At 71.8% G+C, this 24,896-nt stretch carries 31 protein-coding genes; 17 read left to right on the top strand and 14 right to left on the bottom strand.

Annotated elements, in window-relative coordinates; genetic code table 11:
* Window positions 1-23 precede the first annotated feature (23 nt).
* The 9 genes from pstA to ACWCPW_RS43095 form a co-directional block, all read right to left on the bottom strand.
* The gene (gene pstA, locus ACWCPW_RS43135; RefSeq protein ID WP_449767089.1) at window positions 24-1,130 is read right to left on the bottom strand and encodes a phosphate ABC transporter permease PstA; all 1,107 of its coding nucleotides are present in this window, start codon (window positions 1,128-1,130) and stop codon (window positions 24-26) included.
* A complete protein-coding gene (pstC, locus tag ACWCPW_RS43130; RefSeq protein ID WP_449767088.1) occupies window positions 1,127-2,122 on the bottom strand; it encodes a phosphate ABC transporter permease subunit PstC in 996 nt (331 codons plus the stop codon). Before pstC ends, pstA begins: the two co-directional genes overlap by 4 nt.
* Window positions 2,123-2,159: 37 nt before the next feature.
* Window positions 2,160-3,305 (bottom strand): phosphate ABC transporter substrate-binding protein PstS, encoded by a 1,146-nt coding sequence (gene pstS, locus ACWCPW_RS43125; RefSeq protein ID WP_449767087.1) that lies wholly within the window; start codon window positions 3,303-3,305, stop codon window positions 2,160-2,162.
* 288 nt (window positions 3,306-3,593) lie between these two features.
* Window positions 3,594-4,406 (bottom strand): NUDIX hydrolase, encoded by an 813-nt coding sequence (locus ACWCPW_RS43120; protein WP_449767086.1) that lies wholly within the window; start codon window positions 4,404-4,406, stop codon window positions 3,594-3,596.
* Entirely contained in the window at window positions 4,399-5,382 is a 984-nt protein-coding gene (locus tag ACWCPW_RS43115) for a CHAD domain-containing protein (RefSeq protein WP_449767085.1), read from the bottom strand. The genes ACWCPW_RS43120 and ACWCPW_RS43115 overlap by 8 nt, the downstream gene beginning before the upstream one ends.
* On the bottom strand, window positions 5,369-7,546 hold the full coding sequence (locus tag ACWCPW_RS43110; protein WP_449767084.1) for an RNA degradosome polyphosphate kinase: 2,178 nt from the start codon (window positions 7,544-7,546) through the stop codon (window positions 5,369-5,371). Before ACWCPW_RS43110 ends, ACWCPW_RS43115 begins: the two co-directional genes overlap by 14 nt.
* Before the next feature lie 84 nt (window positions 7,547-7,630).
* Window positions 7,631-8,572 carry a mycothiol synthase gene (gene mshD, locus ACWCPW_RS43105; protein ID WP_449767083.1) on the bottom strand — a complete coding sequence of 314 codons (942 nt, stop codon included), beginning with the start codon at window positions 8,570-8,572 and terminating at the stop codon, window positions 7,631-7,633.
* A 44-nt stretch (window positions 8,573-8,616) separates the two neighbouring features.
* Complete coding sequence (locus tag ACWCPW_RS43100) at window positions 8,617-9,636, bottom strand: LacI family DNA-binding transcriptional regulator (protein WP_449767082.1); 1,020 nt, start codon at window positions 9,634-9,636, stop codon at window positions 8,617-8,619.
* A 167-nt stretch (window positions 9,637-9,803) separates the two neighbouring features.
* A complete protein-coding gene (locus ACWCPW_RS43095; protein ID WP_395864396.1) occupies window positions 9,804-10,517 on the bottom strand; it encodes a winged helix-turn-helix domain-containing protein in 714 nt (237 codons plus the stop codon).
* Between the two features lie 244 nt (window positions 10,518-10,761).
* On the opposite strand from ACWCPW_RS43095, the gene ACWCPW_RS43090 reads away from it, so the two are divergent.
* The 9 genes from ACWCPW_RS43090 (at window position 10,762) to ACWCPW_RS43050 (ending at window position 17,246) form a co-directional block, all read left to right on the top strand.
* Window positions 10,762-11,520 (top strand): alpha/beta hydrolase, encoded by a 759-nt coding sequence (locus ACWCPW_RS43090; protein WP_449767081.1) that lies wholly within the window; start codon window positions 10,762-10,764, stop codon window positions 11,518-11,520.
* Between the two features lie 119 nt (window positions 11,521-11,639).
* On the top strand, window positions 11,640-11,900 hold the full coding sequence (locus ACWCPW_RS43085; protein WP_449767080.1) for a MoaD/ThiS family protein: 261 nt from the start codon (window positions 11,640-11,642) through the stop codon (window positions 11,898-11,900).
* A complete protein-coding gene (locus ACWCPW_RS43080; protein WP_449767079.1) occupies window positions 11,897-13,489 on the top strand; it encodes a hypothetical protein in 1,593 nt (530 codons plus the stop codon). Before ACWCPW_RS43085 ends, ACWCPW_RS43080 begins: the two co-directional genes overlap by 4 nt.
* A gap of 116 nt (window positions 13,490-13,605) precedes the next feature.
* On the top strand, window positions 13,606-14,256 hold the full coding sequence (locus ACWCPW_RS43075; protein WP_449767078.1) for a sigma-70 family RNA polymerase sigma factor: 651 nt from the start codon (window positions 13,606-13,608) through the stop codon (window positions 14,254-14,256).
* Window positions 14,253-15,098, top strand: coding sequence for an anti-sigma factor family protein (locus tag ACWCPW_RS43070; protein ID WP_449767077.1), 846 nt, complete (start codon window positions 14,253-14,255; stop codon window positions 15,096-15,098). The genes ACWCPW_RS43075 and ACWCPW_RS43070 overlap by 4 nt, the downstream gene beginning before the upstream one ends.
* Before the next feature lie 104 nt (window positions 15,099-15,202).
* Window positions 15,203-15,286: a putative leader peptide gene (locus tag ACWCPW_RS43065; RefSeq protein ID WP_360319360.1), complete on the top strand. Its 84-nt coding sequence runs from the start codon at window positions 15,203-15,205 to the stop codon at window positions 15,284-15,286.
* Window positions 15,287-15,520: 234 nt separating this feature from the next.
* On the top strand, window positions 15,521-16,360 hold the full coding sequence (locus ACWCPW_RS43060; protein WP_449767076.1) for a sulfurtransferase: 840 nt from the start codon (window positions 15,521-15,523) through the stop codon (window positions 16,358-16,360).
* 42 nt (window positions 16,361-16,402) lie between these two features.
* On the top strand, window positions 16,403-16,696 hold the full coding sequence (locus tag ACWCPW_RS43055; RefSeq protein WP_020552259.1) for a DUF1416 domain-containing protein: 294 nt from the start codon (window positions 16,403-16,405) through the stop codon (window positions 16,694-16,696).
* 226 nt (window positions 16,697-16,922) lie between these two features.
* Window positions 16,923-17,246 carry a DMT family transporter gene (locus tag ACWCPW_RS43050; protein WP_449767075.1) on the top strand — a complete coding sequence of 108 codons (324 nt, stop codon included), beginning with the start codon at window positions 16,923-16,925 and terminating at the stop codon, window positions 17,244-17,246.
* A gap of 20 nt (window positions 17,247-17,266) precedes the next feature.
* Here ACWCPW_RS43050 and ACWCPW_RS43045 read toward each other — a convergent pair whose 3' ends face one another.
* The gene (locus ACWCPW_RS43045) at window positions 17,267-17,629 is read right to left on the bottom strand and encodes a DsrE family protein (protein ID WP_360319300.1); all 363 of its coding nucleotides are present in this window, start codon (window positions 17,627-17,629) and stop codon (window positions 17,267-17,269) included.
* 27 nt (window positions 17,630-17,656) lie between these two features.
* Between ACWCPW_RS43045 and ACWCPW_RS43040 the strand changes: the two genes are divergently transcribed.
* From ACWCPW_RS43040 to ygfZ, 4 genes are all read left to right on the top strand, one after another.
* Complete coding sequence (locus ACWCPW_RS43040; RefSeq protein WP_449767074.1) at window positions 17,657-17,815, top strand: hypothetical protein; 159 nt, start codon at window positions 17,657-17,659, stop codon at window positions 17,813-17,815.
* 56 nt (window positions 17,816-17,871) lie between these two features.
* A complete protein-coding gene (locus ACWCPW_RS43035; protein ID WP_355534005.1) occupies window positions 17,872-18,387 on the top strand; it encodes an FABP family protein in 516 nt (171 codons plus the stop codon).
* Window positions 18,388-18,466: 79 nt separating this feature from the next.
* Window positions 18,467-18,892, top strand: coding sequence for a Fur family transcriptional regulator (locus tag ACWCPW_RS43030; protein WP_406297919.1), 426 nt, complete (start codon window positions 18,467-18,469; stop codon window positions 18,890-18,892).
* 32 nt (window positions 18,893-18,924) lie between these two features.
* Entirely contained in the window at window positions 18,925-19,875 is a 951-nt protein-coding gene (gene ygfZ, locus ACWCPW_RS43025) for a CAF17-like 4Fe-4S cluster assembly/insertion protein YgfZ (RefSeq protein ID WP_449767073.1), read from the top strand.
* Window positions 19,876-19,908: 33 nt separating this feature from the next.
* Here the strand turns inward: ygfZ and ACWCPW_RS43020 are convergent, their stop codons facing one another.
* Complete coding sequence (locus ACWCPW_RS43020; RefSeq protein ID WP_406297921.1) at window positions 19,909-20,097, bottom strand: hypothetical protein; 189 nt, start codon at window positions 20,095-20,097, stop codon at window positions 19,909-19,911.
* A gap of 135 nt (window positions 20,098-20,232) precedes the next feature.
* The gene (gene dtd / locus ACWCPW_RS43015) at window positions 20,233-20,658 is read right to left on the bottom strand and encodes a D-aminoacyl-tRNA deacylase (protein WP_020552251.1); all 426 of its coding nucleotides are present in this window, start codon (window positions 20,656-20,658) and stop codon (window positions 20,233-20,235) included.
* Window positions 20,659-20,740: 82 nt separating this feature from the next.
* Here dtd and ACWCPW_RS43010 point away from each other — a divergent pair, with 82 nt between their 5' ends.
* From ACWCPW_RS43010 to ACWCPW_RS42995, 4 genes are all read left to right on the top strand, one after another.
* Entirely contained in the window at window positions 20,741-21,262 is a 522-nt protein-coding gene (locus ACWCPW_RS43010) for an RsiG family protein (RefSeq protein WP_449767072.1), read from the top strand.
* A gap of 95 nt (window positions 21,263-21,357) precedes the next feature.
* The gene (locus tag ACWCPW_RS43005; protein WP_449767071.1) at window positions 21,358-21,798 is read left to right on the top strand and encodes a helix-turn-helix domain-containing protein; all 441 of its coding nucleotides are present in this window, start codon (window positions 21,358-21,360) and stop codon (window positions 21,796-21,798) included.
* A gap of 8 nt (window positions 21,799-21,806) precedes the next feature.
* Window positions 21,807-22,304, top strand: coding sequence for a hypothetical protein (locus ACWCPW_RS43000; RefSeq protein WP_449767070.1), 498 nt, complete (start codon window positions 21,807-21,809; stop codon window positions 22,302-22,304).
* 149 nt (window positions 22,305-22,453) lie between these two features.
* Window positions 22,454-22,774: a DUF2516 family protein gene (locus ACWCPW_RS42995; protein WP_449767114.1), complete on the top strand. Its 321-nt coding sequence runs from the start codon at window positions 22,454-22,456 to the stop codon at window positions 22,772-22,774.
* A 43-nt stretch (window positions 22,775-22,817) separates the two neighbouring features.
* Here the strand turns inward: ACWCPW_RS42995 and ACWCPW_RS42990 are convergent, their stop codons facing one another.
* Window positions 22,818-23,261, bottom strand: coding sequence for a response regulator (locus tag ACWCPW_RS42990; protein ID WP_449767069.1), 444 nt, complete (start codon window positions 23,259-23,261; stop codon window positions 22,818-22,820).
* Entirely contained in the window at window positions 23,258-24,865 is a 1,608-nt protein-coding gene (locus tag ACWCPW_RS42985) for a sensor histidine kinase (protein WP_449767068.1), read from the bottom strand. Before ACWCPW_RS42985 ends, ACWCPW_RS42990 begins: the two co-directional genes overlap by 4 nt.
* Between the last annotated feature and the right edge of the window lie 31 nt (window positions 24,866-24,896).

The following is a 24,896-nucleotide window of genomic DNA, read 5'->3' as shown; positions in this document are numbered from 1 at the left end:
GGCCGGTCGGGTCGTCAGGGACTTCATCGGCCCCCCTTCGGGGCCTTCCAGCGGGCGATCAACCGCGCCGCCAGGTTCAGGATCATGACGATCAGGATCAGCGTCAGCGCGGCGGCCCAGGCCCGCTCCTCGGCGAACTGGTTGCCCGCGTGGTTCTGGTCGAAGACGTACAGCGGCAGCGCCGACTGCCAGCCCGAGAACGGGTCGGTGTTGATCGACTGGGTGAGTCCGACCAGCAGCAGCAGCGGCGCGGTCTCGCCGATGACCCGGGCGATGGAGAGCATGACGCCGGTGACGATGCCGCCGAACGCGGTGGGCAGCACGACCTTGAGCACCGTGCGCCACTTCGGGATGCCCAGCGCGAGGCTGGCCTCGCGCAGCTCGTTCGGGACCAGCTTGAGCATCTCCTCGGCGGAGCGCACCACCGTCGGCAACATCAGGATCATCAGCGCCAGCGACCCGGCGAAGCCGGACGCCTCGAAGCCCAGCATCATGATCCAGAAGGCGTAGATGAACAGACCCGCGACGATCGAGGGCAGACCGGTCATCACGTCCACGAAGAACGTCACCGTCTTGGCCAGCCGGCCACGCCCGTACTCGACCAGGTAGATCGCGGTGAGCAGCCCGATCGGGACCGCGATCAGGGTGGCCAGGCCGACCTGCTCCAGGGTGCCGATGATCGCGTGGTAGACGCCGCCGGTGTCGTCCCGGGCGCCCACTCCGCGCATCGAGTGGCTCAGGAAGTACGGGGTCAGCTTGTCCCAGCCGCGCTGGATCGTGTACCCGAGCAGCGAGATCAGGGGCAGTACGGCGAGCACGAACGCGGTGGAGATCAGGCTCGTGGCGAACCGGTCCCGGGCCCGACGGCTGTCCTCGTAGCGCCACGAGACGACGGAGAGGGCGACGATGAAGGCCACACCCGCGAGGAAGACCGCGAGGGCCCAGTTGTCCAGGACCAGCTTCAGCACGACCGTCAGCGCCACGGCGCCGCCCGCTATCGCCCACGGCACCTGGCGCGGGAGGGTCCGGCGGGTCAGCGAGGCCGCGCGCGGATCCGGCAGGCCACCGGCCTTCTCCGCCGCGTCCGAACCGATGCCCGGGCGCTTGTCGCCCGTGTCGAGGACGGTCATGAGTTCGCTCCAGAGAACGCCTTGCGCCGGTTGATGACGACGCGCGCGGCGCCGTTGACGAGCAGCGTCATGACGAACAGGACCAGGCCCGAGGCGATCAACGCACCGCGACCGATGTCGTTGGACTCACCGAACTGGTTCGCGATGTTCGCCGCGATCGTGTTGTTGCCCGGGTCCAGGATGTGCACCGAGACCACGAAGCTGGGGGAGAGCACCATCGCCACCGCGATGGTCTCGCCGACCGCCCGGCCCAGGCCGAGCATCGAGGCGCTGATGATGCCGGGCTTGCCGTAGGGCAGCACCGCGACCCGGATCATCTCCCAGCGGGTCGCGCCGAGCGCGAGCGCGGCCTCCTCGTGGGCGCGGGGCACCTGGAGGAAGACCTCTCGGGTGACCGCCGCGATGATCGGCAGGATCATGATCGAGAGCACGATGCCGACGGTGAACAGCGTGCGGGCGGTGACGCCCGCCTGCTCCTTGTCGAACAGCGGGATCCAGCCGAGGTAGTCGGACAGCCACGCGTGCAGGCCGAGCAGCTTGGGGGCCAGGAAGATGTAGCCCCACAGGCCGTAGACCACGCTGGGCACGGCGGCCAGCAGGTCGACGACGTAACCGAGTGTCTGGGCGATCCGCCGGGGAGCGTAGTGCGTGATGAACAGCGCCACCCCCACCGCGACCGGCACCGCGATGACCATCGCGATGGTGGCGCTGACAACCGTGCCGAACACGAGGGTGACGACGCCGAACGCGGGCTTTGCCGCGTTCGGGTCCCAGCCCTGGTCGGTCAGGAAGCTGCCCTGGTTCTTCGACAGCGCGTCCGTCGCCTTGACCACGAGGAATATCGCGATCGCGGCCATGATGGCGAGCAGGCTGATGCCGGCGCCTCGGGCGGCACCGGAGAAGATCCGGTCGCCCGGCCGAACCTTGGTGCGCTTGGCCACGGGGGCCTTGCGCTCGGGTTCCGCCGGTGCGGTGGGGGTGGTGGTGGACATCTCTCTCCGTACGAGTCGGTCGCTCAGCGGGCTCGGACTAGGACAGACCGGCCACGGCGGCGCGGACCTTTTCCGCGATCGTCGTCGGGAGCGGCGCGTAACCGATGCCCGCGAGGACCTTCTGGCCTTCGGCGCTGGAGGTGTAGTTGAGGAAGGACTTGAGCAGCGGCAGCTTGTCCGCCGGGGTGCCCTTCTCACAGACGATCTCGTAGGTGACCAGGATGATCGGGTAGGCGCCCTCGGCCTTGGTCGCGTAGTCGACGGTCAGCTTCAGGTCGTTGCCCTGACCGGCGATCTTCGCGGCCTCGACGGCCTTGCCCGCGGCCTCGGGGGTGAGCTTGACCGGAGCCGACGCGCCCGTGTTGATCTGCGCGATGCCCAGGCCGGAGTTCTCCGCGAAGGACTGCTCCATGTAGCTGATGCCGCCCTGCGTCTGCTTGACGATCGACGCGACACCCTCGCTGCCCTTGGCGCCCTGGCCGCCCGGGGCCTTCCAGTCCTGCGCGGCGTCGAAGGTCCAGTCGGCGGGGGCCGCGGCCTTGAGGTACTTGGTGAAGTTCTCGGTGGTGCCGGACGCCTCGGACCGGTGCACGGTCTGGATCGGGGTCGACGGCAGCTGCGCGTTCGGGTTCAGCGCCTTGATCTCGGCGGCGTCCCACTTGGTGATCTTGCCGCTGAAGATGCCCGCGATCGTCTTCGCGTCCAGGACCAGGTCCTTGACGCCGGAGACGTTGTACGCCACCGCGATCGGGCCGGTCACCATCGGCAGGTTGATCGCCTGGCCGGGGGCGCACGCGGCGCCGGCCTTGGCGACCTCTTCCGGCTTGAGCGCCGAGTCGGAACCGGCGAAGGTGACCTGCTTGTCGAAGAACGACTGGCGGCCGGCGCCCGAGCCCGAGCCCGCGTAGTCGATCGAGGCGCCCGAGCACTTGGCCTGGTAGGCCTTGATCCACTCGTCCAGCGCGTTCTTCTGGGCGCTGGAGCCGGCGCCGGCGATCTTGCCGGTACCGCAGTCACCCTTGGGCGCCTCGGCGCCGGGGGCCGAGGCGGCCTTCGTCGACGACTTGTCGTCGCCCCCCGAGCTGTTGTCGTCGGAGCCACACGCGGCCAGCGTGAGCGCGCCGGCGAGTGCCAGGCCGGTGAAGCCGATACCGCGACGGACACTGCGGGGCCGAATGGTCACGGCGCTCCCTTTCGATCGAACTCGACTCGTGGTGCGACGACCCGAACGGTCGCCGTCATCCATGAAGTTAAGCCGTGAGAATGAAGCGATCCGCCGCGCAAAGTGAACCGAGGGTGAACTTGAACGGTCGAGTCAGATAAGCCGACTGCTGGATGAATTGTCCGCTCATGTAGCCATTTAGCACCCGTGAACTGGGCCTTTGTCGCGCACGCCGAATCGCGTTCACCCGCCGTTCAGATGGGCGTCGGGTGACGTTCCGTGAACCGTGATCACGACTTGACCGAGTGCTCAGCTCCCCGTCGGGTAGGGGGCGTACCGGCCCATGGCCACCACTCGGCCCGCCCACGCGTGCAACACGGCGAACTCCCCGGGCAGCAGGGGCTCGGCGGCCAGCCGGGTGGCGGTCACCCCGGGAGCGGCGCCGGGCAGGTCCGGAACGGGCGCGCACAGCAGCGTGGGCCGGCCGCCGCGCAGCGCGTCGGCCACCGAACACGCGGTCGAGCGCACCCGCGCGCCCACCGCCGCGACATACGGCGCCACCGTCGCGACCGCGGCCGGCGTCGTGGCGCCGTACACCTCGACCGGACCGAACGCGGCGAGCATCGGCACCAGGTCCCGCGCGTACGCCGGACCCGCGCGCAACACCAGCACCGGGACCGTCGCGGGCGGCGGTCCGGTGCGAAACGCGTCGGTCAGCGACGCGGTGTAGTCCGGGGTCCCGGTCAGCGTCGCGGCCTGCTCCGGCGGGCCCCACCACATCCGGTCCACCTCCGGATTGGGGGCGAACTCGCCGGCGACCGCCTCGGCGACCCAGTAGCGGTTGATCTTGAGGCGATCGCGCGAGTGCATCGGATAGCTGAGCACGCCCAACTCGCGTCCCAGGATCGCCCGATAACCGGTCTCCTCGGCGATCTCGCGCACGGCGGCCACCACCGCGGGCTCGCCGGACTCCAGCTTGCCCTTCGGGAAGGACCAGTCGTCGTAGCGCGGCCGATGCACCAGCCCGACCTCCACGCCGTCCCCGGCCCGGCGCCACAACACCCCGCCCGCGGCGAGTACCGGGGCGCGCTCGGTGTGCGTGCCCCGAGCGGGGTCATCCATCGAGCCACGCCCGCACGTCCGGCGCGCAGGCCTTGGGCCACACGCGCGTGAACGCGTACCGCCGAGCGGTGGCGACCTGCCGCTCGTGCGCGTACAACTCGCCCAACACGAAGGCGGCCGGCCCGCCCACCCGGGGTCCGGCGGCGAGCTCCGCGACCGCGTCGGCGGCGATGGTCGCGTCCTGGTGCACGCCGAGCACCTCGGTCACCGCCTTGAGCCGCCGGGCCAGCCGGGCCGCCGGCGGCCCGAAGGCGGGGACGCACATGTCGGCCGCGTAGCGGGCCCGTTTGGCCAGGATCCGCACCCGGTGCCAGGCCTCGTCGTCGGTGCCCGCGTACGGGGTGAACCCGGCCTGGTCCGGCGGATAGGGCACGCCGGCCGCCTCCAGCGGCAGTGCCCCGGCGGCGCGGTCGAGCCGGCGCAGCGTGCGGGCGACCAGTTTGGGCACGACCTCGGCGCCCGATGCCGCGGCCCGCTCGGTGAAGGTCAGACCCAGGGCCGGCTCGACCAGGTCCGCGGACAGCGCCGTGAACACTCCCGAGCCGAGCGCGTCCAGCGCGCGGGCCCGGCCGGCGCCCTGATCGCCGCGCAGCCGGCGGGTGAGGATCGCCCTGGCCCTGGCCGTGCCGGGCCGCTCGGGCAGCGCGTCCAGGTCGGCCGACAGGCGTTCGAGGAGCACCTCCGCGTCGCGCTCGCCCGCCAGCGCGTCCGCGGCATCGCGCAGCCGGGTGCGCAGCAGCGCGGCGGGTTCCGGTTCCAGGAGCGGTCCGCACGTGGCCAGCGCGCTGCGGATGCGCCGGGCGGCCACCCGCGCGTTGTGCGCGGCCTCCTCCTCGCCCGCGCTCAGCCGGGGCAACTCGTCGATGAACGCCCCGGCCTCCCCGACCAGATGTGCGAGCAGGATCGCACCGGCCGAGGTGTCCTCGGCCGCCGCACGCTGCCGAGGGATGGTCGTCGCCTGCTTACTCCGGCCCACGTCTGCGCCTCCGGGTCTCGATGAGGTGCTCCTGCACGTCACGAAGCCGGGTCCCGTCGGCGGCGGTCGCGTGCCGGGTCCAGACGCCGTTCCGGTCCAGGTGCCAGGACGCGGTCTCCGGGCTCATCCCCAGGTCCATGAAGGACGTCATCTCGTCGCGGTGTCGATCGCCGCGCAACCGCACCGCGGCCTCGACCCTGCGGTCCAGGTTGCGGTGCATCAGGTCGGCACTGCCGATCCACACCTCCGGTTCGCCGCCGCCGGCGAACACCCATACCCTCGAGTGTTCCAAAAATCGCCCGAGAATACTGCGCACCCGGATGGTCTCGGACAGTCCGGGAACGCCCGGGCGCAGCGCGCAGATGCCGCGGATCCACAGATCGACCGGGACCCCGGCCTGCGAGGCGCGGTACAGCGCGTCGATCACCAGTTCGTCGACCAGCGAGTTCGACTTGAGCCGGACGTACGCCGGCAGCCCCTGCTCGTGGTTGTCCACCTCGCGCTCGATTCGCTCGATCAGCCCGTTGCGCAGCGAGTGCGGGGCGACCAGCAACCGCCGAAACGATTGCGCGCGCGAGTAGCCGGAGAGCCGGTTGAACAGGTTCGACATGTCCTCGCCGACCTGCGGGTCGGCGGTCAGCAGGCCCAGGTCCTCGTACAGCCTGGCCGTCTTGGGGTTGTAGTTGCCGGTCCCGATGTGGCAGTAGCGGCGCAGCGCGTCGCCTTCCTGGCGGACCACCAGGCTCAGCTTGGAGTGCGTCTTGAGTCCCACCACGCCGTGCACGACATGGCAGCCGGCCTGCTCCAGCTTGCGCGCCCAGGTGATGTTGGCGTGCTCGTCGAAGCGGGCCTTGAGCTCGACCAGGACCAGCACCTGCTTGCCGGACTCGGCCGCGTCCACCAGCGCGTCCACGATCGGCGAGTCACCGGAGGTGCGGTACAGCGTCTGCTTGATCGCGAGCACGTGCGAGTCGGACGCGGCCTGCTCCAGGAACGCCTGCACCGAGGTCGCGAACGAGTCGTAGGGGTGGTGCACCAGGATGTCGCGCTTGCGCATCGCGGCGAACACGTCGGCGGCCTGCGCGGTCTCCACCTCGGCCAGGTCGCGGTGGGTGCCGGCGACGAAGCGGCCGAACTTGAGTTCGGGCCGGTCCAGGTCGGCGATCGCGTGCAGCCCGGTCAGGTCGAGCGGACCGGGCAGCGGGTAGACCTCCTTCTCGCCCACGCCCAGCTCGCGTACCAGCAGGTCGAGCACGTGCGGGTCGATGTTCTCCTCGACCTCGAGTCGGACCGGCGGCCCGAACCGGCGGCGCATCAACTCCCGCTCGAGCGCCTGGAGCAGGTTCTCCGCGTCGTCCTCCTCGACCTCCAGGTCCTCGTTGCGGGTGACCCGGAACGCGTGGTGGCCCAGCACGTCCATGCCCGGGAACAGGTCGCCGAGGAATTCGGCGATCACCTCCTCGAGCGGCACGAAGCGGGCCGGCGAGGTCTCCACGAAGCGCGGCAACAGCGGCGGCACCTTGACCCGGGCGAAGTGCTCGTTGCCCGAGCGCGGGTTGCGCACGATCACGGCCAGGTTCAGCGACAGGCCGGAGATGTACGGGAACGGGTGCGCCGGGTCCACCGCCAAGGGGGTCAGGACCGGGAAGACCCGCTCGCGAAAGAGCGCGTACAACGACTGCCGCTCGCCGTCGGTCAGGTCGTCGAAGTGCAGCAACTGGATGTCGGCCTCGCCGAGCGCGGGCAGCACGTCGTGGTGGAAGCACGTGGAGTGCCGGGCCATCAGCGCGCGGCTGCGCGACCAGATGTTCTCCAGCACCTCGCGCGGCTGGAGCCCGCTGGCCGCGCGCACCGCGAGGCCGGTGGCGATCCGGCGCTTGAGGCCGGCCACCCGGACCATGAAGAACTCGTCGAGGTTGGAGGCGAAGATGGCCAGAAAGCGGGCCCGCTCCAGCAGCGGCGTGCTCGGGTCCTCGGCCATTTCGAGCACCCGCTCGTTGAACGCCAGCCAACTGCCCTCGCGGTCCAGGAACCGGTCCGGCGGCAGGTCGGCCTCCACGCGCGGCGGCGCCTCGGCGACCGCGGTCGTGCCGCCCGCCTTCGCCGGCGGCACGGCCACGGTCAGGTGTCGGGAGGATCGCGCGGCGGGAGTTTCGGCGTTCATCAGACCATTGTCTTTTCGCGACGGTCTATGTGCACCTGTGCGACCCCGACCCGAAACAGATGTTCGCCAGGTTTCACACGGTGTTCAGCGTCGGTACATCACATCGACGGTATGCACACGAAAGCCCAAACGGGTGTACACCTTGACCGCCGCTTCGTTGTCCGCGTCCACATAAAGCAGTATTTCGGCAACCGGACGACCGTCGACGGTGCGCTGGGCCAGGTGCCGCAGACCCACCGAGGTCAGCAGCGCGCCCAGCCCGCGGCCCTGTGCCGCCGGGTCGACACCGACCACGTAGACCTCGCCCAGCGGGCCCGAGTCCGCGGTCGCGGGGTGCGTCTTGGTCCAGTGGAAGCCGAGCAATTCGCCGCTGTTCGTGTCCTCGGCGAGGAAGAAGCCGGCCGGGTCGAACCACGGCTCGGCGAACCGCCGGCGCAGGTCGTCCGCGGTCCACGCGCCCTGTTCGGGGTGGTGCGCGAAGGCCTTGGCGTTGAGCGCCAGCCAGGCCCGGTCGTCGGTGCCGGGGGAGAAGGCGCGCAGCCGCACGTCGGCGGGCACGTCCGGATCGGGCAGCGCGGTGCCGGCCGCGCGGCGCATCTGCCACAGCTCACGGAACGCGGTGAAGCCGAGCGCCGCGGCCAGCCGCTCGGCCGCGGGCAGCTTGCCGTGCGCCCACACCCGCAGCCGGCCCTCCCCGTCGATCCGGGCGGCCTCGGCCACCAGCGCGTCCAGCAGCGCCCGGCCCAGGCCCGCGCCGCGCGCGTGCGGCGCGACGAACAATTCGGCGGACGGACCGTCCACCGGGTCCGAGCCGTCCAGGTGCGCGAAGCCGACGATCGTGTCGCCGTCGCGGGCGAGCACCTCGCGCGCCGCCGGCGCGCCGTGCCGCAACTCCAGCCGGGACTGTTCGGACAGCGGCGAGGCGCCGTCGACGCCGGCCGCCGTCTCGGCGAGGGCCAGTACGGCGTCGGCGTCCTGCGCCGAGGCCCGATTCACCGTCTCGATCGACACATCCGCGAGGTCCATGGCCTCCACGGTACTGAGCGCCGTCTCGGGTCGTCGCGCCGCCGTCAGCCGCAGCCGCAGCTCCGCCGGACCACCAGCGTGGACGGGAAGGTACGCACCCTGGGGTCGCCGGCCGCGGCCGGTTCGCGCTCCAGGGCCAGCTCCACCGCGGCGCGGGCCATGCCCGGCCGGTCCGAGGTCACCGTGGTCAGCGGCGGATCGGCGATCGCCGCCTCGGCGATGTCGTCGAAGCCGACCACGGCGAGGTCGTCCGGCACCCGCAGGCCCGCCTCGCGAGCCGCGTGCAGGACACCCATCGCCTGGTCGTCGGTCGAGCAGAACAGCGCCCGGGGCCGATCCGGCCCGGTCAGCAGCGACAGCGCGACCTGGTAGGCGCCGAACCGGCCGAACGGCGCCTCGTGCAGCAGGCCGTCGGTGGGCAGCCCGCGTTCGGCCATCGCCCGCCGCCAACCGGTGACGTGGTCGGTGACCGGGTCGCCCGAGTCCGGCGTGGTGGGCGGGCCGCCCAGGCAGTCCACCCGGGTGAAGCCGTGTGTGTCGAGCAGGTGGCGGACCGCCGTGTAGGCGCCCTCCACGTCGTCCACGATGACCGCGTCGCCGCCCAGCGCGTCGGGCTGACGGTGCATCAGCACCACCCGGACGTCCCGGGTGGCGATCTCGCGCGCGGCGCGCTCGGAGGGGCCCTGGCTGACCAGCACGAGTCCGGACACCTGCATGCCCAGGAACGCGCGCACGTAGTGCAGCTCGCGGTCGTCCTCGTAGTCGGAGTTGCCGATCAGCACCAACCGGCCCTGTTCGAACGCGGCCTGCTCGACGGTGTGCGCGAGCTCGGCGAAGAACGGCTGTCGGGCGTCGGGCAGCACCAGGCCGATCAGGTTGGTCCGGCGGCTGGCCATCGCCTGGGCCACACTGTCGGGCCGGTAACCCAGCTTGTCTATCGCGGCGAGCACACGCTCGCGCGTGGCCGGCGCGACCGGGCGCGGGCCGTTGTTGACGACGTAGGAGACCACCGCGGTGGAGGTCCCCGCGAGGCGGGCGACGTCGTCGCGGGTCACTTTGGGCACCCGGTCATTGTAGGGACGGGGACCGGCGCGACTCACGGGAGTTCACAACCTGGACGCGGGACGGGGTGGTCCTCCGTGTTGTTCCGGATAAGTCTGCTTTGTGCTTGTGTGTAAGGGATGTGACGCCTCGTCGGATCGATCGACCGGGCCCGGTGCCGAGTGGTGGGTCACGTGCGGTCGGCGAGCGCGGGCTCGCCCACGCCCCGATCGGGCACCACGAACCGGTAGCCGACGTTGCGCACCGTGCCGATCAACGACTCGTGCTCGGGCCCGAGTTTCGCGCGCAGTCGGCGTACGTGCACATCGACCGTGCGGGTGCCGCCGAAGTAGTCGTATCCCCACACCTCCTGCAACAACTGGGCCCGGGTGAACACCCGGCCCGGGTGCTGCGCGAGGTACTTGATCAGCTCGAACTCCTTGAACGTCAGATCGAGCACCCGACCGCGCAGCTTCGCGCTGTAGGTGGCCTCGTCGATGCTCAGGTCGCCGTTGCGGATCTCGGTCGGCTCGTCCTCCGCGCCCTGCGCCGCCTGGAGCCGGCCGATCGCCAGCCGCAGCCGGGCCTCGACCTCGGCGGGCCCGGCGGTGTCCAGCAGGACGTCGTCGACCCCCCAGTCCGCGGTCAGCGCGGCCAGGCCGCCCTCGGTGGCCACCAGCACCAGCGGGGCACCGACCCCGGTGGTGCGCAACACCCGACACAGGCTGCGCACCTGGGGGAGGTCACGCCGGCCGTCGACCAGGATGACGTCCGCGGCGGGCGCGTCGACCAGCGCGGAGGCCTCCGCCGGGGCCACGCGTACCTGGTGCAGCAGCAGACCGAGCGCGGGCAGCACCTCGGCCGACGGCTGGAGCGCGTTCGTGAGCAGCAGCAGTGCACTCAACGGGACACCTCCCAAAACAGGCACAGAAACACGAAAGGACCCGGGGCATCGTCGCCCGGATCCTTCATTGGTCGCCGGCTCGTCCGATTCCGTAACCGTTCGGGAACCACTTCTGGGGTCCGTGGGGTGTGCCCGTCATCGGAGGTGAGCCTGCGGGGTCAGGATAGCGAACATGTCTCGAGGAACCGACCTACCCGGGGATCTTCCCGCACTGCGGACACCTTCGGGTCCGCCTTTCACCGGAATGCCTGCACCCGAGCAGGCTGTTCTGATCACCGACGACGACGTGCGGATCAGCGCCGTACACCGGCCCGGAGCCGATTTCGGCACCCGCGATCGGGTCTTCGTGGTCGCCCACGGGTTCACCGGTTCGTGGCGTCGGCCGGCCGTCGACGCGGTGCTGGACGGGCTGCGCCGGTACGGCGGGGTGATCGGTTTCGACTTCCGCGGCCACGGCGCGTCCACGGGACTGAGCACGGTGGGCGATCGCGAGGTGCGCGACCTGGAGGCGGCCGTCGGGTGGGCGCGCAGGCTCGGCTACCGACGGGTGGTCACGGTCGGCTTCTCGATGGGCGGCAGCGTCGTGCTGCGGCACGCGGCGCTGTACGACGGCGTCGCGGCGGTGGTCTCGGTGAGCGCGCCGGCCCGCTGGTACTACCGGGACACTCCGCCGATGCGCCGGGTGCACTTCGCGATCGAGCGCCGGACCGGGCGCGCGGTGGCCCGCTTCGTGTTGCGCACCCGGATCTCCGCCCGAACGTGGGATCCGGTGCCGCTCGCCCCGTTCGAGGCCGCCGCGGCGATCGCGCCCACACCGCTGCTCGTGGTGCACGGCGACAGCGACCCGTATTTCCCGCTGGACCACCCCCGACAGATCCACGACGCGGCCGGTGCCCCGAAGGACCTGTGGATCGAGCCCGGCCTCGGCCACGCCGAGAACGCGGTCGGCGCCGACCTGGTGGACCGGATCGCACGGTGGGCCCGGGCGCACACCGAGGGGTGATCCGGGTGCCGGGGGACCGAACGGCCCGTCGGGAGGCGTCATCATGGATGCTGCACACTTCGGCGCCGTTCGGGCACACCGGCCGCGGACGCGCACACGGACACACGGGAGGGCGCGCGATGGCGGTCGGCACCATGCGGTACTGGGCCGCGGCGAAGGAAGCCGCGGGCACGCCCGAGGAGCCGTACGACGCGGTCACCCTCGCCGACGCGCTGCGGCGGGCCCGAGAGCTGCACGGCGACTCGACCCGCTTCGGCGCGGTCGTCGCGAACTGCTCGTTCGTCGTGGACGGCGATCCGGTGGGGCTGCGCGACCACACGGCGATCACCCTGACCGAGGGCGGCACCGTCGAGGTCCTGCCCCCCTTCGCCGGCGGATGAGCGGGCGACGGGGGCGCCCGACGGGCGACCGATACGAGGAGCCGGGCGGGTACGACCCGGCGGCCATGTACCAGGGCGAGCCGCAGGCCGACCCGGGCGCGCCGGGACCCGGCTACGGCGAACAGGCCTTCGCGCCAGCCGGGGAGCACTACGGCGAGCCGTACGGCGGCCCGGCCGGCGAGGCGTACGGCGGACCGCACCCGGGCGGCGGCCACGCCGAGCCCGGGCGGTACGCCCAGCCCGCCGAACACGGCGGCTACGGCTACCCGCAACCGTCCTACGCCGGGCCGGACGGGTCGCCCGAGAGCTACCCGGCGCAGGGCTACGCGCCGGAGTCCTACGCGCCGGAGCCCTACGCCCAGGGGTCGTATCCGCAGGAGTCTCCCGCGCAGGCATACGCCGAGCCGGTCCCGAGCGGGCCCGGCGGCGGGTACGGCTACCCGGACGCGCCCGAGATGTCGCCCGCGCTCGCCGAACCCGGCCGGGACGCGTACGGCTCGGGATACCCGGACCAGGACGGGGCGACGAGCGTGCTGCCGGCGATCGTCGAGCCGCTTCCCGAGGCGGGGACGGACCACTCCGGCGGGTACGGGGCCGAGGTCGACCACTACGACGCGGGGCCCACCGACTACGCCGGGACGGACTACTCCGGGGCCGACTACGCCGGGACCGACCACGACGCGGACCACGAGCCCGACGCGGCCGGGGCCACCGACCTCGACCGGGGCCGTGACCTCGAGCACGCCGGCGGCACCGGTCGCCGGGCCGCGCGGGTGCCCGCCCAGCGCACGGGCGAGCCGTCCACGCGGGCCGCGCGGACGCCGCGGACGCCCCGGACACCGATCTGGGATCCGCCGGGCATGCTGCCGGCGCTGTGCACGGTCGGCCTGGCCGCGGTCCTCGCGGCGACCGCGATCGCCGGCAAGCCGGCCCTCGTGCTCGGCGTCGCGTTCCTGCAAGTGCTCACCGCCGCCGGGTGGTTCCGGCTCAACGGCATGTGGCCCGCGCGCCAGGGCATCGCGCTGGTCGTGCTCGCCGCCTTCGCCACCGACATCGCGGTGTACGCCAAGGGCGAGCAGGGGCTCGCGAGCGTGCCGGCCGTGCTCGCCTGCACGCTGCTGGTGGTGCTCGCGCTCCAGGCCCGCAGCGGGGCCCGACCGGGCGAGTTGTTGCCCGCGCTCACCGTGACCACGTCCGCCGCGCTGATCGCCGCGTTCGACGTCGCCTACCTGGTCGCGGGCGACCTCGAGGGCGGGCCGATCGACGCGGGCGCGGCCGTGGTCGCCGCGGTGCTCGCGGCCGGTGTCGCGACGCTGGTCCGGGCGGTGCCGCTGCCGCCGGCCGTGGCGCCGATCCCGTCCTGGCTGCTGGGCACCGCGGCGGGCGCGGGCGCGGGCATCGCGCTCGGCGGCGAGGCGCCGTACGCCGCGCTGCTCGGCGCCGGAGCCGCGGCGCTCGCACTGCTCGGCCGGCGGATCGCCGGCTACGACCACCCGTCCAGGTTCGTGCACTTCACCGCCGGTGTGTCCCTGCCGCTCGCGCTCGCCGCGCCGGCCGCGTATCTGCTGGGTCGGGTCATGATCGGCTGATTGACCGTACGGCGGCGGCTCCGCCACGGGAGGATGCGGCCATGCCGTGGATACACCGCCGGTCCCGTCCCGGGAGCCGGGATGAACCGCCGGACCCGCCCGCCCGTATGGCGGGTGTGACGCATCGTTCGGAACTGCTCGGCGCCGACGCGCAGGCGGACCCGGCGGCGGCTCGGGCCTTTTTGGCCCGCCCCGCTCGCGGGGACGACCGCCCCGGCGCAGACCCGCTGCACTCGGCGTCTCGAATATCCACCGCCGACGAGGCGGTCATCCGCACGCTCTACCTCGAACACGGCGGCCCGCTGCTGGGTTTCGCGCTGCGGCTGACCGGCGGCGATCGGCCCTGGGCCGAGGACGTGGTCCAGGAGACGCTGCTGCGCGCGTGGCGCCACCCCGAGGCGCTGGACCCCGCCCGCGGCTCGGTCCGGGGCTGGCTGTGCACGGTGGCCCGCAACGTGGTGATCGACGTCGGCCGGGCCCGCAAGGCCCGCCCGCCCGAGACCGGCGACGCGGCGCTGGCGACGGTGGCGGACGAGGGTGCCGAGGCCGAGTTCGACCGGGCCGTACTCGCGTGGGACGTCGCCGACGCGATGGCCGCGCTGAGCCCCGAGCACCGCGCGGTGTTGCTGGAGACCTATTACCGGGGCAGTTCGGTGGCCGACGCGGCCAAGGCCCTGGGGGTACCCGAGGGCACGGTCAAATCACGGACGTACTACGCGCTGCGAGCGCTGCGCGTGGCCTTGGAGGAAAGGGGGTTGGTCCCGTGACGGACACCGGGGACGAGAACGCGGCGGCGAACGGCGCCGCTCCCGACGCGCATCCGCCGAAGCCGGCGGGCCCACCCGCCCGGCTGGGCTGCGCGGTGGCCCGCCTGGACCTCGGCGCGTTCGTGGTCGGCGCCCTCGACGAGGACGAGTCCGCCCGGGTCCGGCAACACGTGGCCACGTGCCCGCGCTGCCGGGCCGAGTACGAGGAACTCGCGGGCCTGCCCACCCTGCTCGCCCGGCTGACCGCGGCCGAGGCGGAGGCCAGTGGCGCGGCCGCGCACGGCACCGTGCCCGCACGCGTGTTGTCCGCCGCGGCCCGGCAGGCGGATCGGCGCCGCCGGTCGCGCCATGCGGTGGCCGCCGCGGCGGCCGTGTTGATGATCCTCGCGGGGTTCACCGGTTGGGCCCTCGGCGACTCCTCGGACACCGGCGACACGGCCGGGGCACCGCCGACGACCGCGCCCCCGGGGCGCCCGTCCGCGACGGCCGGGCCGGCGGGCACCGCGACGCCGCCCGGGTTGCCGGGCCTTCGGATCGCCCGCGGCGGCGACCCGCGCTCGGGCATGGGCGCCGAACTGCGCTACGCCGCCACCGCGTGGGGCAGCAGCGTGGACCTGTCGCTGTCCGGCATCCGGCCCGGCACCCGCTGTCAACTCGACGTCTACGGCACCCGGGGGCGGGTGGAGACGGCGTCCTCATGGGTGGTTCCGAACGGCGACTACGGCCCCGGCGACCCGATCCGGGGCGCGACCAGCATTCCGGTCGGGGAGATCACCCGGTTCGCCGTCAAAACCGTCGGCGACGGCGCGGAACTGCTGGAGATCCCGCCCGCCCAACCATGACAAATCGGTGCCAATTGTCCGCCCATCTCAGTGGGCGGACAATTTTGTCTCACATCTTGGGCCGTGCATGACACGAGTGGCCCACCCTCCCTACGATCGATGGTGTGAAGCGACAGGCGGACGACCTCACCAAGCGGCGCGCAGTGGACCTGTGCCGCACGCAGACCTGCCTGTGTTGCGCTGACTGACTTGCCGACAGTCGTCGATCGGCGATGCGCCCGAGGCGGATCGCGACCGACCGTCGGACCCGGGACCCGAACCGTGTGACGACGCGGTGGCACGGGCACCCGGCCCCGCGTGGCAACCACGCACACACCCACACCCCGCCTGCCGCGGCGCCGCGGCACGCCCGGGTGTACCCCGAGACCGCGTAGCCCCACACCCGCGGCAATCCCGCGCACTTCTGCACCGGAGGTATCCCCATGAGCCGCTCCGACGTTCTGGTAGACGCCGACTGGGTCCAGGCCCGCCTGGACGACCCGAAGGTCGTTCTCGTCGAGGTCGACGAGGACACCAGCGCCTACGTCAAGAACCACATCCGCGGTGCGGTGCGCATCGACTGGCGCGACGACCTCCAGGACCCGGTCAAGCGCGACTTCGTCGACGAGGCCGGCTTCTCCGCGCTGCTGTCCGCCAAGGGCATCTCCAACGACGACACCGTCGTGCTCTACGGCGGCAACAACAACTGGTTCGCGTCCTACGCCTACTGGTACTTCAAGCTCTACGGCCACGGCGACGTCAAGCTGCTCGACGGCGGTCGCAAGAAGTGGGAGCTCGACTCGCGCGAGCTGGTCGTCGAGGTGCCCGAGCGCGCCGCGACGAACTACGTGGCCAAGGAGCAGGACAAGTCGATCCGCGCCTGGCGCGACGACGTGCTCGCCGCGATCGGCACGCTGAACCTGGTCGACGTGCGCTCGCCCGACGAGTTCTCCGGCAAGCTGCTCGCCCCGGCGCACCTGCCGCAGGAGCAGTCGCAGAAGGCCGGCCACGTGCCCACCGCGAAGAACATCCCCTGGTCGAAGGCCGCCAACGACGACGGCACCTTCAAGACCAACGAGGAGCTCACCGCGCTGTACGAGGGCGAGGGCGTGGACCTGGCGAAGGACACCATCGCCTACTGCCGCATCGGCGAGCGCTCGGCGCACACGTGGTTCGTCCTGCACGAGCTGCTGGAGCAGGGCAACGTCCGCAACTACGACGGTTCGTGGACCGAGTACGGCGCGCTGGTCGGTGTGCCGATCGAGCTCGGCGACGGCAAGTGACCGACGGCTACCCGACCAACCCGACTTCAGGGAGCAAGAACGATGTGCGGTGCGAAGGCCGGCGGCCCGGATCTGGCAGGAGTTGACGTGGCGAAGGAAACCATCATTCAGGGGGCGGTGACCAAGGGCGGGCAGCCGATCAACGGTTACGTGCGCCTGCTCGACGCGGGTGGCGACTTCACCGCCGAGGTGCCCACCTCCGCGACCGGCCAGTTCCGGTTCTTCGCGGCCCCGGGCAACTGGACCGTGCGGGCACTGGTGCCCGGCGCGACCGTGGACCGCAGCGTCGTGGTGTCCGAGAAGGGCACCGTCGCCGAGGTCGAGATCGCGGTCTGACCCCGACCGGGGCGGGTCTCCTTCGGACGTACACCCACGGAACCCGCAACCGATCGGCGGCAAGACGGCCCCGCCCCTCCCCACGTGCTCGGGGGAGGGGCGGGGCTGTTTGGTGTGTGCCCCGCGTCGCCGGGGCAGAAAGGTTTCCGTATCTTCGGGGGATCCGCCTCGGGTGGATCTTTCGGGGCGGGGCACCGGAAGCAGGGCGCGACGCCGGGAGGCACACGTGGCATGGGTGATCGTGATCATCGCGGGAGTCCTGGAGACCGGATTCGCCATCATGCTCAAGCAGAGCCACGGATTCACCCGGTTGTGGCCCACCGTCGGCTTCGCCGCGTGCGCGCTGGGCAGCTTCGGGCTGCTCACCTACGCGCTCAAGACCCTGGAGGTCGGCCCCGCGTACGCGGTGTGGACCGGGATCGGCGCGGCGGGCACCGCGCTCGTGGGCATCTGGCTCCTGAACGAGGGCGCGTCGCCGCTCAAACTGATCTCGATCGGCCTGGTCCTGCTCGGCGTGATCGGCCTGAACATCTCCGGGATCAGCCACTGACCGCCCGCGCGGCCGATCGGTCAGTACACCAACGCCTGGGCGCCGTCGGCGAGCGCCTCCTGGACGAACACTTGCGCGCCCGCGATCCGGATCCCCGGCAACACGTCGTCGCCGGTGATCTCGCGGCGTGCCGCGCACTGCGTGCACAGGGTCACCCGGCCGCCCGCGATCAGCGCGTCGAGCAGGTCCGGCAGCGGTGCGGCGTGCGGGAGTTCGAACTCGGCCGCGCGCCCGGGCAGGGCGAACCAGGACGACTCGCCGGTGAGCCACAGCGATACGTCGACGCCCGACGCGAGCGCCACGGACGCCACCGTGAACGCCTGGGAGCAGCGTTCCGGCGCGTCCTGACCTGCGGTGACCTTGACCACGAGAGATCGCTTCACGGCCCGCAGCCTATACACTGAGGCCGTTTGGCACCCGGCCAGGTCGACCTGGCCCACTCCGTACAGAGCACCAGGAGCACCCGGGCGATGCACTACTTCTTCATTGCGCTGCTGGCCGTGGTCGGCGTCCTCGTCGCGTGGTTCGCCGCGCTGACCGTGTCCAAGCTGTACAAGGGCCAGAACTGAGCGCGGGACCGGTAGGCTGACCCGCCGTACCCGACCCCGGAAGCGGCCGCCCCACCATGATCGAAATCCCGGACGACCTGCACTTCGACGCCGTCCCGCTCGCGTTCCTGCTCGGCACCTGGGAAGGCGCCGGCGTCGGCGACTACCCGACCATCGAGGCGTTCCGCTTCGGTCAGCAGGTCACCTTCGGCTACATCGCGAACAAGCCGTTCCTCACCTACACCTCGCGCACCTGGCTGCTCGACGACGAGGGTGAGCGGGTGCGCCCGCTGGCGACCGAGACCGGCTTCTGGCGTTCGAAGCTGGACGGTTCGGTCGACGTGACCCTCGCGCACCCCACCGGCATCGTGGAGATCTGGCTCGGCAAGGTGGACGGCCCGCGCCTGGAGATGCGCACCGACGTGGTCGCGCGCACCGAGGACGCGAAGGAGTACACCGCGGGCCACCGGCTGTACGGCCTGGTCAAGGGCGAGTTGATGTACGCGTACGACATGGCCGCCATGGGGCACCCGCTCCAGGCCCACGTCTCCGCCCAGCTCAAGCGGGTCGACGCCGACCTCGCGGCCGAATAGCGCCGGTCGCACGGCGCCGCACCGGACGCGACCGCGCCGAGTGGCCCGGGGACCGGCCGGCCCTCGTAAACTTCCCCGCGTGAGCACTGACTGGAAGCACGAACTTCGGGAGAAGGGCTACCGGCTCACGCCGCAGCGCCAACTCGTCCTCGAAGCGGTGAACACCCTGGGCCACGCGACGCCGGACGAGATCCTGGTCGAGGTGCACAAGACGGCCGGCGGGATCAACATCTCGACCGTCTACCGCACCCTGGAACTGCTCGAACAACTCGACCTGGTCACCCACACCCACCTCGGGCACGGCGCGCCCACCTACCACCCGGCCGACGTCGGCGGCCATCTGCACCTGGTCTGCCGGGACTGCCGTCGGGTGATCGAGGTGGGCACCGAGGTGGCCGCGGCGATGGGCGAGCAACTGCGGGCCGAGCACGGATTCGACATCGATCTCGCGCACTTCGCGATCTTCGGCCGCTGTGCCGAGTGCACCGCGGCCAGGGTTCCCTGAGGTCCGCCGCGCCGGTCTCGTACTGTGGGGACATGCCCACGAGCCCCTTGTTGTCCCTGCCCGGCGCGGTCGCCGCGGAAGCCCCCGACGCCGGCGTCGCCGCGCACTACGGCGATCCCCTGCGCGAACAACGTCGGCTGGAGGCCGGCGAGGGCTTCGTCGACCTCTCCCACCACGACGTGATCAAGGTCAGCGGTCCGGACCGGCTGAGCTGGCTGCACTCGCTGACCACGCAACACCTGAGCGACCTGAAGCCGCACGAGGCGACGCTGACGCTCGTGCTGAGCCCGCACGGGCACATCGAGCACGCGCTGTACGGCGTGGACGACGGCGAGGCGTTCTGGGCCCACCTGGAGCCCGGCGAGGCGCCGGCGCTGGTCGAGTTCCTGGACCGGATGCGCTTCATGCTGCGGGTCGAGGTCGCGGACGTGTCCGCCGACTTCGCGATCGTGCACGAGGCGGGCGACCCCGGCGACACGCCCGAGGACGTGCTGGTGCGCGTCACCGATCACGGACGCGAGCTGTTCCTGCCGCGCGAGCGCCTGGAGCGGTACGGCCGCGAGCACGCGCACCCGGCGGGCATGTGGGCGTACGAGGCGCTGCGGATCGCGGCCCACCGGCCCCGGCTGGGCCAGGAGACCGACCACCGCACGATCGTGCACGAGCTGGGTCTGATCGACACCGCCGTGCACCTGGACAAGGGCTGCTACCGGGGCCAGGAGACCGTCGCACGCGTGCACAACCTGGGCCGCCCGCCGCGCCGGCTGGTCTTCCTGCACCTGGACGGCACGCCGGAGGCGCTGCCCGCGCACGGCGCGCCGGTCGAACTCGCCGGCCGGCAGGTCGGCTTCGTCACCAGTGCGGTGCGCCACCACGAACTCGGCCCGATCGCGCTGGCGCTGATCAAGCGCAACACCGCGGTGGACGCGGAACTCCTGGCCGGCGGCGTGCCGGCCACCCAGGAGGTCGTGGTCCCCGCGTAGTCCTCGTCGGCCCGGGCACGGGCCCTTCCTCGGCTAGCGGATCTCGCGGCGGCGGATGCGGTGCAGGCGCCGCCGCTGCGAGCGGTCCAGGGTGAAGTAGGCGACGACCGGCAGGCCGATCGCGACCGCCACGATGGTCCAGGCGATCCACGACGGCAGCACGATCAGCGCGACGATGGCGACGACGATCCCGGCCGCGATGTACGGCCCGCGGTGCGACATGGTCCAACCCCTTTCGGTCGGTGTACCCGACGCCCATTCTCCTTCCCCGCGGGGCCCGCGAACATGGGGAGAACCCCCGGGAACGGGAATCGTCGGGGCGCGGGCCGGCTCACCCGTGGGGGTCGCGCGCGCCGGTCACATGTCCACGACGAGGGTCATCGGGCCGTCGTTGACGAGCGCGACCTTCATGTCGGCGCCGAACACTCCGGTGGCCACCTCCGCGCCCAGCGCGCGCAGTGCCGCGACGACCTCGGCCACCAGGGGTTCGGCGACCGGGCCCGGCGCGGCCTCGTTCCAGGTCGGTCGACGGCCCTTGCGGGCATCGCCGTACAGCGTGAACTGGGAGATCACCAGCAGCGGCGCGGACAGGTCCGAGCAGGACTTCTCACCGTCCAGGACGCGCAGGCTCCACAACTTCGCGGCCAGTCGGCGGGCGATCTCGGGAGTGTCGGTGTGCGTCACGCCGACCAGGACGCACAGGCCGGGGCCCACGATCGAGCCGACGACCTCCCCTTCGACGGTCACGGATGCTTCGGTCACGACCTGCAGGACGGCACGCATGGGCCCATTCTGCACACCCGTCCGGACCGATTCCGAGCCATGTGGCACGCGGCGGTCTGCCCGACATGACACGATGCGTCTCATGGTGGATCTTCCCGACGGAGTGGCCCCGGAGGCCATCCGCGCACTCACGCTGAGTCGGGTTCGCGAACTCATGCGTGACGCCCAGCGCGAGGAGAACGATCTGTCCTATCTGCGGAGACTGCTGCAAGGGCGGATCGACATCCTGCGCGCCGAACTGGCCCGGCGATCCGGCCAGGACGGCGCCGAGCCCGAATCGCCGGTGGTGGGCCGGCTGCCCGAGATCCTGTCCGAGTCCAGACCGCCCACCCGGGGCGCGCGGCACGTCAACGTCCAGCCGCCGCGCACCGATCGCTACCGGAGCTGGATCGAGCAACTGCTGGCCGACGTGGGCCTGTCCGACCTGGCCGCGCACAGCGACGCGGAACTGGGCGAGGCGCTGGACAAGCTCGGCGCGCACGAGCAGGAGGTGTCCTCGCGCCGGCACCGCCTCCAGCGCACCGCCGACGACTGCGCCGCCGAGATCACCCGCCGCTACCGCGAGGGCGAGGCGAAGGTGGAGGACCTGCTGTCGGGCCGATGACCACCCCGGGTCCGGACAAGCGGCACGATCGACTCCGCATACGGTTGCTAGCACTGTGCTTGCAATAGCAAGCACGATCTGTGCATGCTGGAGCCATGGCAGGTCTGAACGTCGGCTCGCTGGGTGAGTACATCCGGGAGCAACGCCGCAACGCGCAATACTCGCTTCGGCAACTCGCCGAGGCGGCCGGGGTCTCGAACCCCTATCTGAGCCAGATCGAGCGCGGTCTGCGGCGGCCGAGCGCGGAGATCCTGCAACAGATCGCCAAGGCGCTCCGCATCTCGGCGGAAACGCTCTACGTGCAGGCGGGCATCCTCGACGAGCGCGAGGAGGGTGACCGTGAGGTGCGCACCGCGATCATGGCGGATCCGGCGATCAACGACCGCCAGAAGCGGGTCCTCATCGAGATCTACGAGGCATTCCGCAAGGAGAACGCGCAGGACGGCGCCGTGCGGGACGAACGGGGCGCCGCCGACGGAACCGAGAACGGCAGGGCCGGCCGGGCCGTAACCGACCACCTCGATCCCGAGAAGTGAGGAACACCATGGCAATCGCCACGGAACTGAAGAAGACCCTGACCGACACCACCCCGCTGTACGCCGTGGCCGGTGCCGGCGACCTGGTGGTGGAGAAGCTGCGCGAGTTGCCCGAGCGCTTCCGGGCCGAGGTCACCACCGACCCCAAGGTGCTGCGCGAGCGTCTGCAGACGCTGCCCGACCGCACCCAGACCTTCGCCAAGTCCCAGGTGGACAAGGCCAAGGAGCTCTACGAGGACCTCGCCGCGCGCGGCGAGAAGTTGGTCAAGCGGGTCGACCGGCAGGAGAGCACCAAGCGGGCCAAGGCGGCCGTGAGCACCACCGAGAGCAAGGCGAAGGCCACCACGACCGCGGCACGGCGTGGCGCGGCGAACGCCAAGGCGCAGGCGAAGTCCGCGGCGACCGCCGCCGCCAAGGCCGCCGACGCGGCGGCCGACGCGGTCGAGCAGGCGGCCGGCAAGGTCGGCGACTCCGGCTCCAAGCCGACCGGTGACACCAAGGCCTGATCCTCGGCCCGCGCACACCGACGGACCCGATGCCGCCTCGGCAACCCCCGAGGCGGCATCGGGCATGCCAGACTGGAATCCCCGCACCACGTGGCGGCACGCGGCGGCCGCGCAGAGGAGGATCGATGGAGCTGGCCATGGCCGATGGTCTGCTGACGGCCAAGTTCGACCAGGCGCTGACCTGGCTGTTCCTCGGCATCCTGCTGCTCAAGGTGTTCTGCCTGTTCGACGCCGCCTTCCGGCGCGAGGACGCCTACCGCGCGGCGGACAAGAAGAAGAAGTCCTTCTGGCTGATCCTGCTCGGCATCGCGGTCGTGGTCGACGTGCTGCCGATCGGCCTGGGTCTGCTCCTGATGCTCGCGGGCCTGGTCGCGGCGATCGTCTACCTCGTCGACGTGCGGCCCGCGCTCAAGGAGGTCGCCGGCGGTCGGGGCGGCGGTCGCAACATGGGGCCGGGCCGCCCCTGGTGAACCGCCGCGCCCGAACCGCCGCGCCCGAACCGCCGGGCCGCGTTCAGCGCGCGGGCAACTTGACCACCGAGACGAAGAACTCGTCGATGTGCCGCACGACGCTGATGAACTGCTCGAAGTCCACCGGTTTGGTGACATAGGCGTTCGCGTGCAGGTGGTAGCTGCGCAGCACGTCCTCCTCGGCCTCGGACGTGGTCAGTACGACCACCGGGATCCGCCGCAGATCCTCGTCCGCCTTGATCTCCTCGAGCACCTCCCGGCCGTCCTTGCGCGGCAGGTTGAGGTCCAACAGGATCAGGTCCGGACGCGGCGCGTCGGTGTACTCGCCCTCGCGGCGCAGGAACGCCACCGCCTCGACGCCGTCGCTGACCACGTGCAGCGTGTTGCGCACCTTGTTGTCCGCGAACGCCTCGCGCGTCATCAGCACGTCGCCCGGGTCGTCCTCGACCAACAGGACCTCGATGGCTCCCTCGACGGGGTAGGTCATGCGTTGCTCCCTCTTACCGCTTCGTCGGCCGGTCCCTGGGACTGCGGCTCGGGGGTGATCGGTTCCGATCGCTCCGGATCCGGCTCGGACTCGCGCGGCTCCGGCAGGGCGGCCGGCGGCGGTCCCGGCAGGGTCCAGCGGATCGTGGTGCCGCCGGTGCCCTCGGCGTCCAGCCAGATCCGGCCGCCGTGGTACTCCACGATCTTCTTGCACAGGGCCAGCCCGATACCCGTGCCACCGTAGGCGTCCTTCGGGTGCAGCCGCTGGAAGATCACGAAGATCCGGTCCGCGTACTGCGGCTCGATCCCGATGCCGTTGTCGACGCAGGAGAACTCCCACTGCTCGCCGTCCCAGCGCGCGCCCAGGTGCACGCGCGGCACCTCCTCGGCGTGGAACTTGATCGCGTTGCCGAGCAGGTTCTGCACCAGTTGACCCAGCAGCAGCCCGTCGCCCGGCACCGTGGGCAGCGGGTCGGCGGTGATGCTCGCGCCGCTCTCCTCGCGCGCGGTGGCCAGCGCGTGCAGCGCGTGGTCCAGGCACTCGCGCAGGTCCACATCGCCCCGCTCGGTGTCCAGCCGGCCCACCCGGGAGAACGCGAGCAGGTCGTTGATCAGCGTCTGCATGCGCTTGGCGCCGTCCACCGCGAACGCGATGTACTGGTCGGCCCGCTCGTCCAGTTGGCCCTTGTACCGCTTCTCCAGGAGTTGGCAGAAGCTGGCCACCTTGCGCAGCGGCTCCTGCAGGTCGTGCGAGGCGACGTAGGCGAACTGCTCCAACTCGGCGTTCGAGCGGCGCAGATCCTCGGCCTGCTCGTCGATCAGCGCCCGGGCCGCCTCGGTGCTGTGCAACTCCTCCACGATCCGCTCGCGCATCGAGTTCACGTCGTAGGCGAGAGCGGTGATCTCGGCCGGCCCCCGGCCGGACAGCACCTGGTTGTAGTGGCCCTCGGTGACCTTGCGGACCTGTTCGCCCAGATGCTCCAGCGGGCGGGTGACCATCCGGCGGAACACCAGCGCGACCAGCAGCACCAGCCCGGCGAACAGCGCGGCCACCGCGATCAGCGTCGCGGTCAACGTGCCGGCGTCGCGGGAGAGTTCCGCCCGCGCCCGCGCCCGCTCGTCGCCGAGGTCGGCCTGCTGGGCAGCCGTCGCCGCACGCACCGCGTCGAACAGTCGCTTGCCCTGATCGGGCAGCGAGCCGCCGATGGTGGCCGCCCGGTCGGCGAGCGCCGGTTCCGCGTAGCCCACGCGCCACTCCCGCGCCCGGGTGCTCACCTCGGCCAGGTCGGCGCGCAGCCGGTCGCCCTCGGCCGACTTCGGCAACAGCCGCTCCAGGTCCGCGTACGCCCGGTTCTCCTCGGTCCGGCCCTGGGTGTACGGCTCGCGCAGGCTCGCGTCGCCGCCGATGATCCAGCCGCGCACGCCGGTCTCCTGGTCGATCAGCGCGGTCTCCAGCCGCAGAGCGGCGTTGGCGGCCGGTTCCAGGCGGTCCAGGACGGTGTGCCGCGAGTCGTTCAGGCGCGATATCGCCAACGCGCCGACCACCGCGGAGATCACGATCACCAGCGCGAGCAGGCCCAGGCCCAGCCCGACGACCTGGCGCATGCGTGGCCCGCTCCGCCGCTCCCGCTCCCGC

The organism is Embleya sp. NPDC001921, assembly GCF_053594475.1.
The sequence above is the reverse complement of the archived record's forward strand: the minus strand, read 5'-3'. Positions and strand labels throughout refer to the sequence as shown.

Bases quoted from the DNA above. Each gene is read 5' to 3' on its own strand.
- pstA (WP_449767089.1), bottom strand. From the start codon at position 1,130: ATGACCGTCCTCGACACGGGCGACAAGCGCCCGGGCATCGGTTCGGAC.
- pstC (WP_449767088.1), bottom strand. From the start codon at position 2,122: ATGTCCACCACCACCCCCACCGCACCGGCGGAACCCGAGCGCAAGGCC.
- ACWCPW_RS43120 (WP_449767086.1), bottom strand. From the start codon at position 4,406: ATGGATGACCCCGCTCGGGGCACGCACACCGAGCGCGCCCCGGTACTC.
- ACWCPW_RS43110 (WP_449767084.1), bottom strand. From the start codon at position 7,546: ATGAACGCCGAAACTCCCGCCGCGCGATCCTCCCGACACCTGACCGTG.
- mshD (WP_449767083.1), bottom strand. From the start codon at position 8,572: ATGGACCTCGCGGATGTGTCGATCGAGACGGTGAATCGGGCCTCGGCG.
- ACWCPW_RS43090 (WP_449767081.1), top strand. From the start codon at position 10,762: ATGCCTGCACCCGAGCAGGCTGTTCTGATCACCGACGACGACGTGCGG.
- ACWCPW_RS43085 (WP_449767080.1), top strand. From the start codon at position 11,640: ATGGCGGTCGGCACCATGCGGTACTGGGCCGCGGCGAAGGAAGCCGCG.
- ACWCPW_RS43080 (WP_449767079.1), top strand. From the start codon at position 11,897: ATGAGCGGGCGACGGGGGCGCCCGACGGGCGACCGATACGAGGAGCCG.
- ACWCPW_RS43060 (WP_449767076.1), top strand. From the start codon at position 15,521: ATGAGCCGCTCCGACGTTCTGGTAGACGCCGACTGGGTCCAGGCCCGC.
- ACWCPW_RS43055 (WP_020552259.1), top strand. From the start codon at position 16,403: ATGTGCGGTGCGAAGGCCGGCGGCCCGGATCTGGCAGGAGTTGACGTG.
- ACWCPW_RS43035 (WP_355534005.1), top strand. From the start codon at position 17,872: ATGATCGAAATCCCGGACGACCTGCACTTCGACGCCGTCCCGCTCGCG.
- ygfZ (WP_449767073.1), top strand. From the start codon at position 18,925: ATGCCCACGAGCCCCTTGTTGTCCCTGCCCGGCGCGGTCGCCGCGGAA.
- ACWCPW_RS43020 (WP_406297921.1), bottom strand. From the start codon at position 20,097: ATGTCGCACCGCGGGCCGTACATCGCGGCCGGGATCGTCGTCGCCATC.
- dtd (WP_020552251.1), bottom strand. From the start codon at position 20,658: ATGCGTGCCGTCCTGCAGGTCGTGACCGAAGCATCCGTGACCGTCGAA.
- ACWCPW_RS43010 (WP_449767072.1), top strand. From the start codon at position 20,741: ATGGTGGATCTTCCCGACGGAGTGGCCCCGGAGGCCATCCGCGCACTC.
- ACWCPW_RS43005 (WP_449767071.1), top strand. From the start codon at position 21,358: ATGGCAGGTCTGAACGTCGGCTCGCTGGGTGAGTACATCCGGGAGCAA.
- ACWCPW_RS43000 (WP_449767070.1), top strand. From the start codon at position 21,807: ATGGCAATCGCCACGGAACTGAAGAAGACCCTGACCGACACCACCCCG.
- ACWCPW_RS42990 (WP_449767069.1), bottom strand. From the start codon at position 23,261: ATGACCTACCCCGTCGAGGGAGCCATCGAGGTCCTGTTGGTCGAGGAC.
- ACWCPW_RS42985 (WP_449767068.1), bottom strand. From the start codon at position 24,865: ATGCGCCAGGTCGTCGGGCTGGGCCTGGGCCTGCTCGCGCTGGTGATC.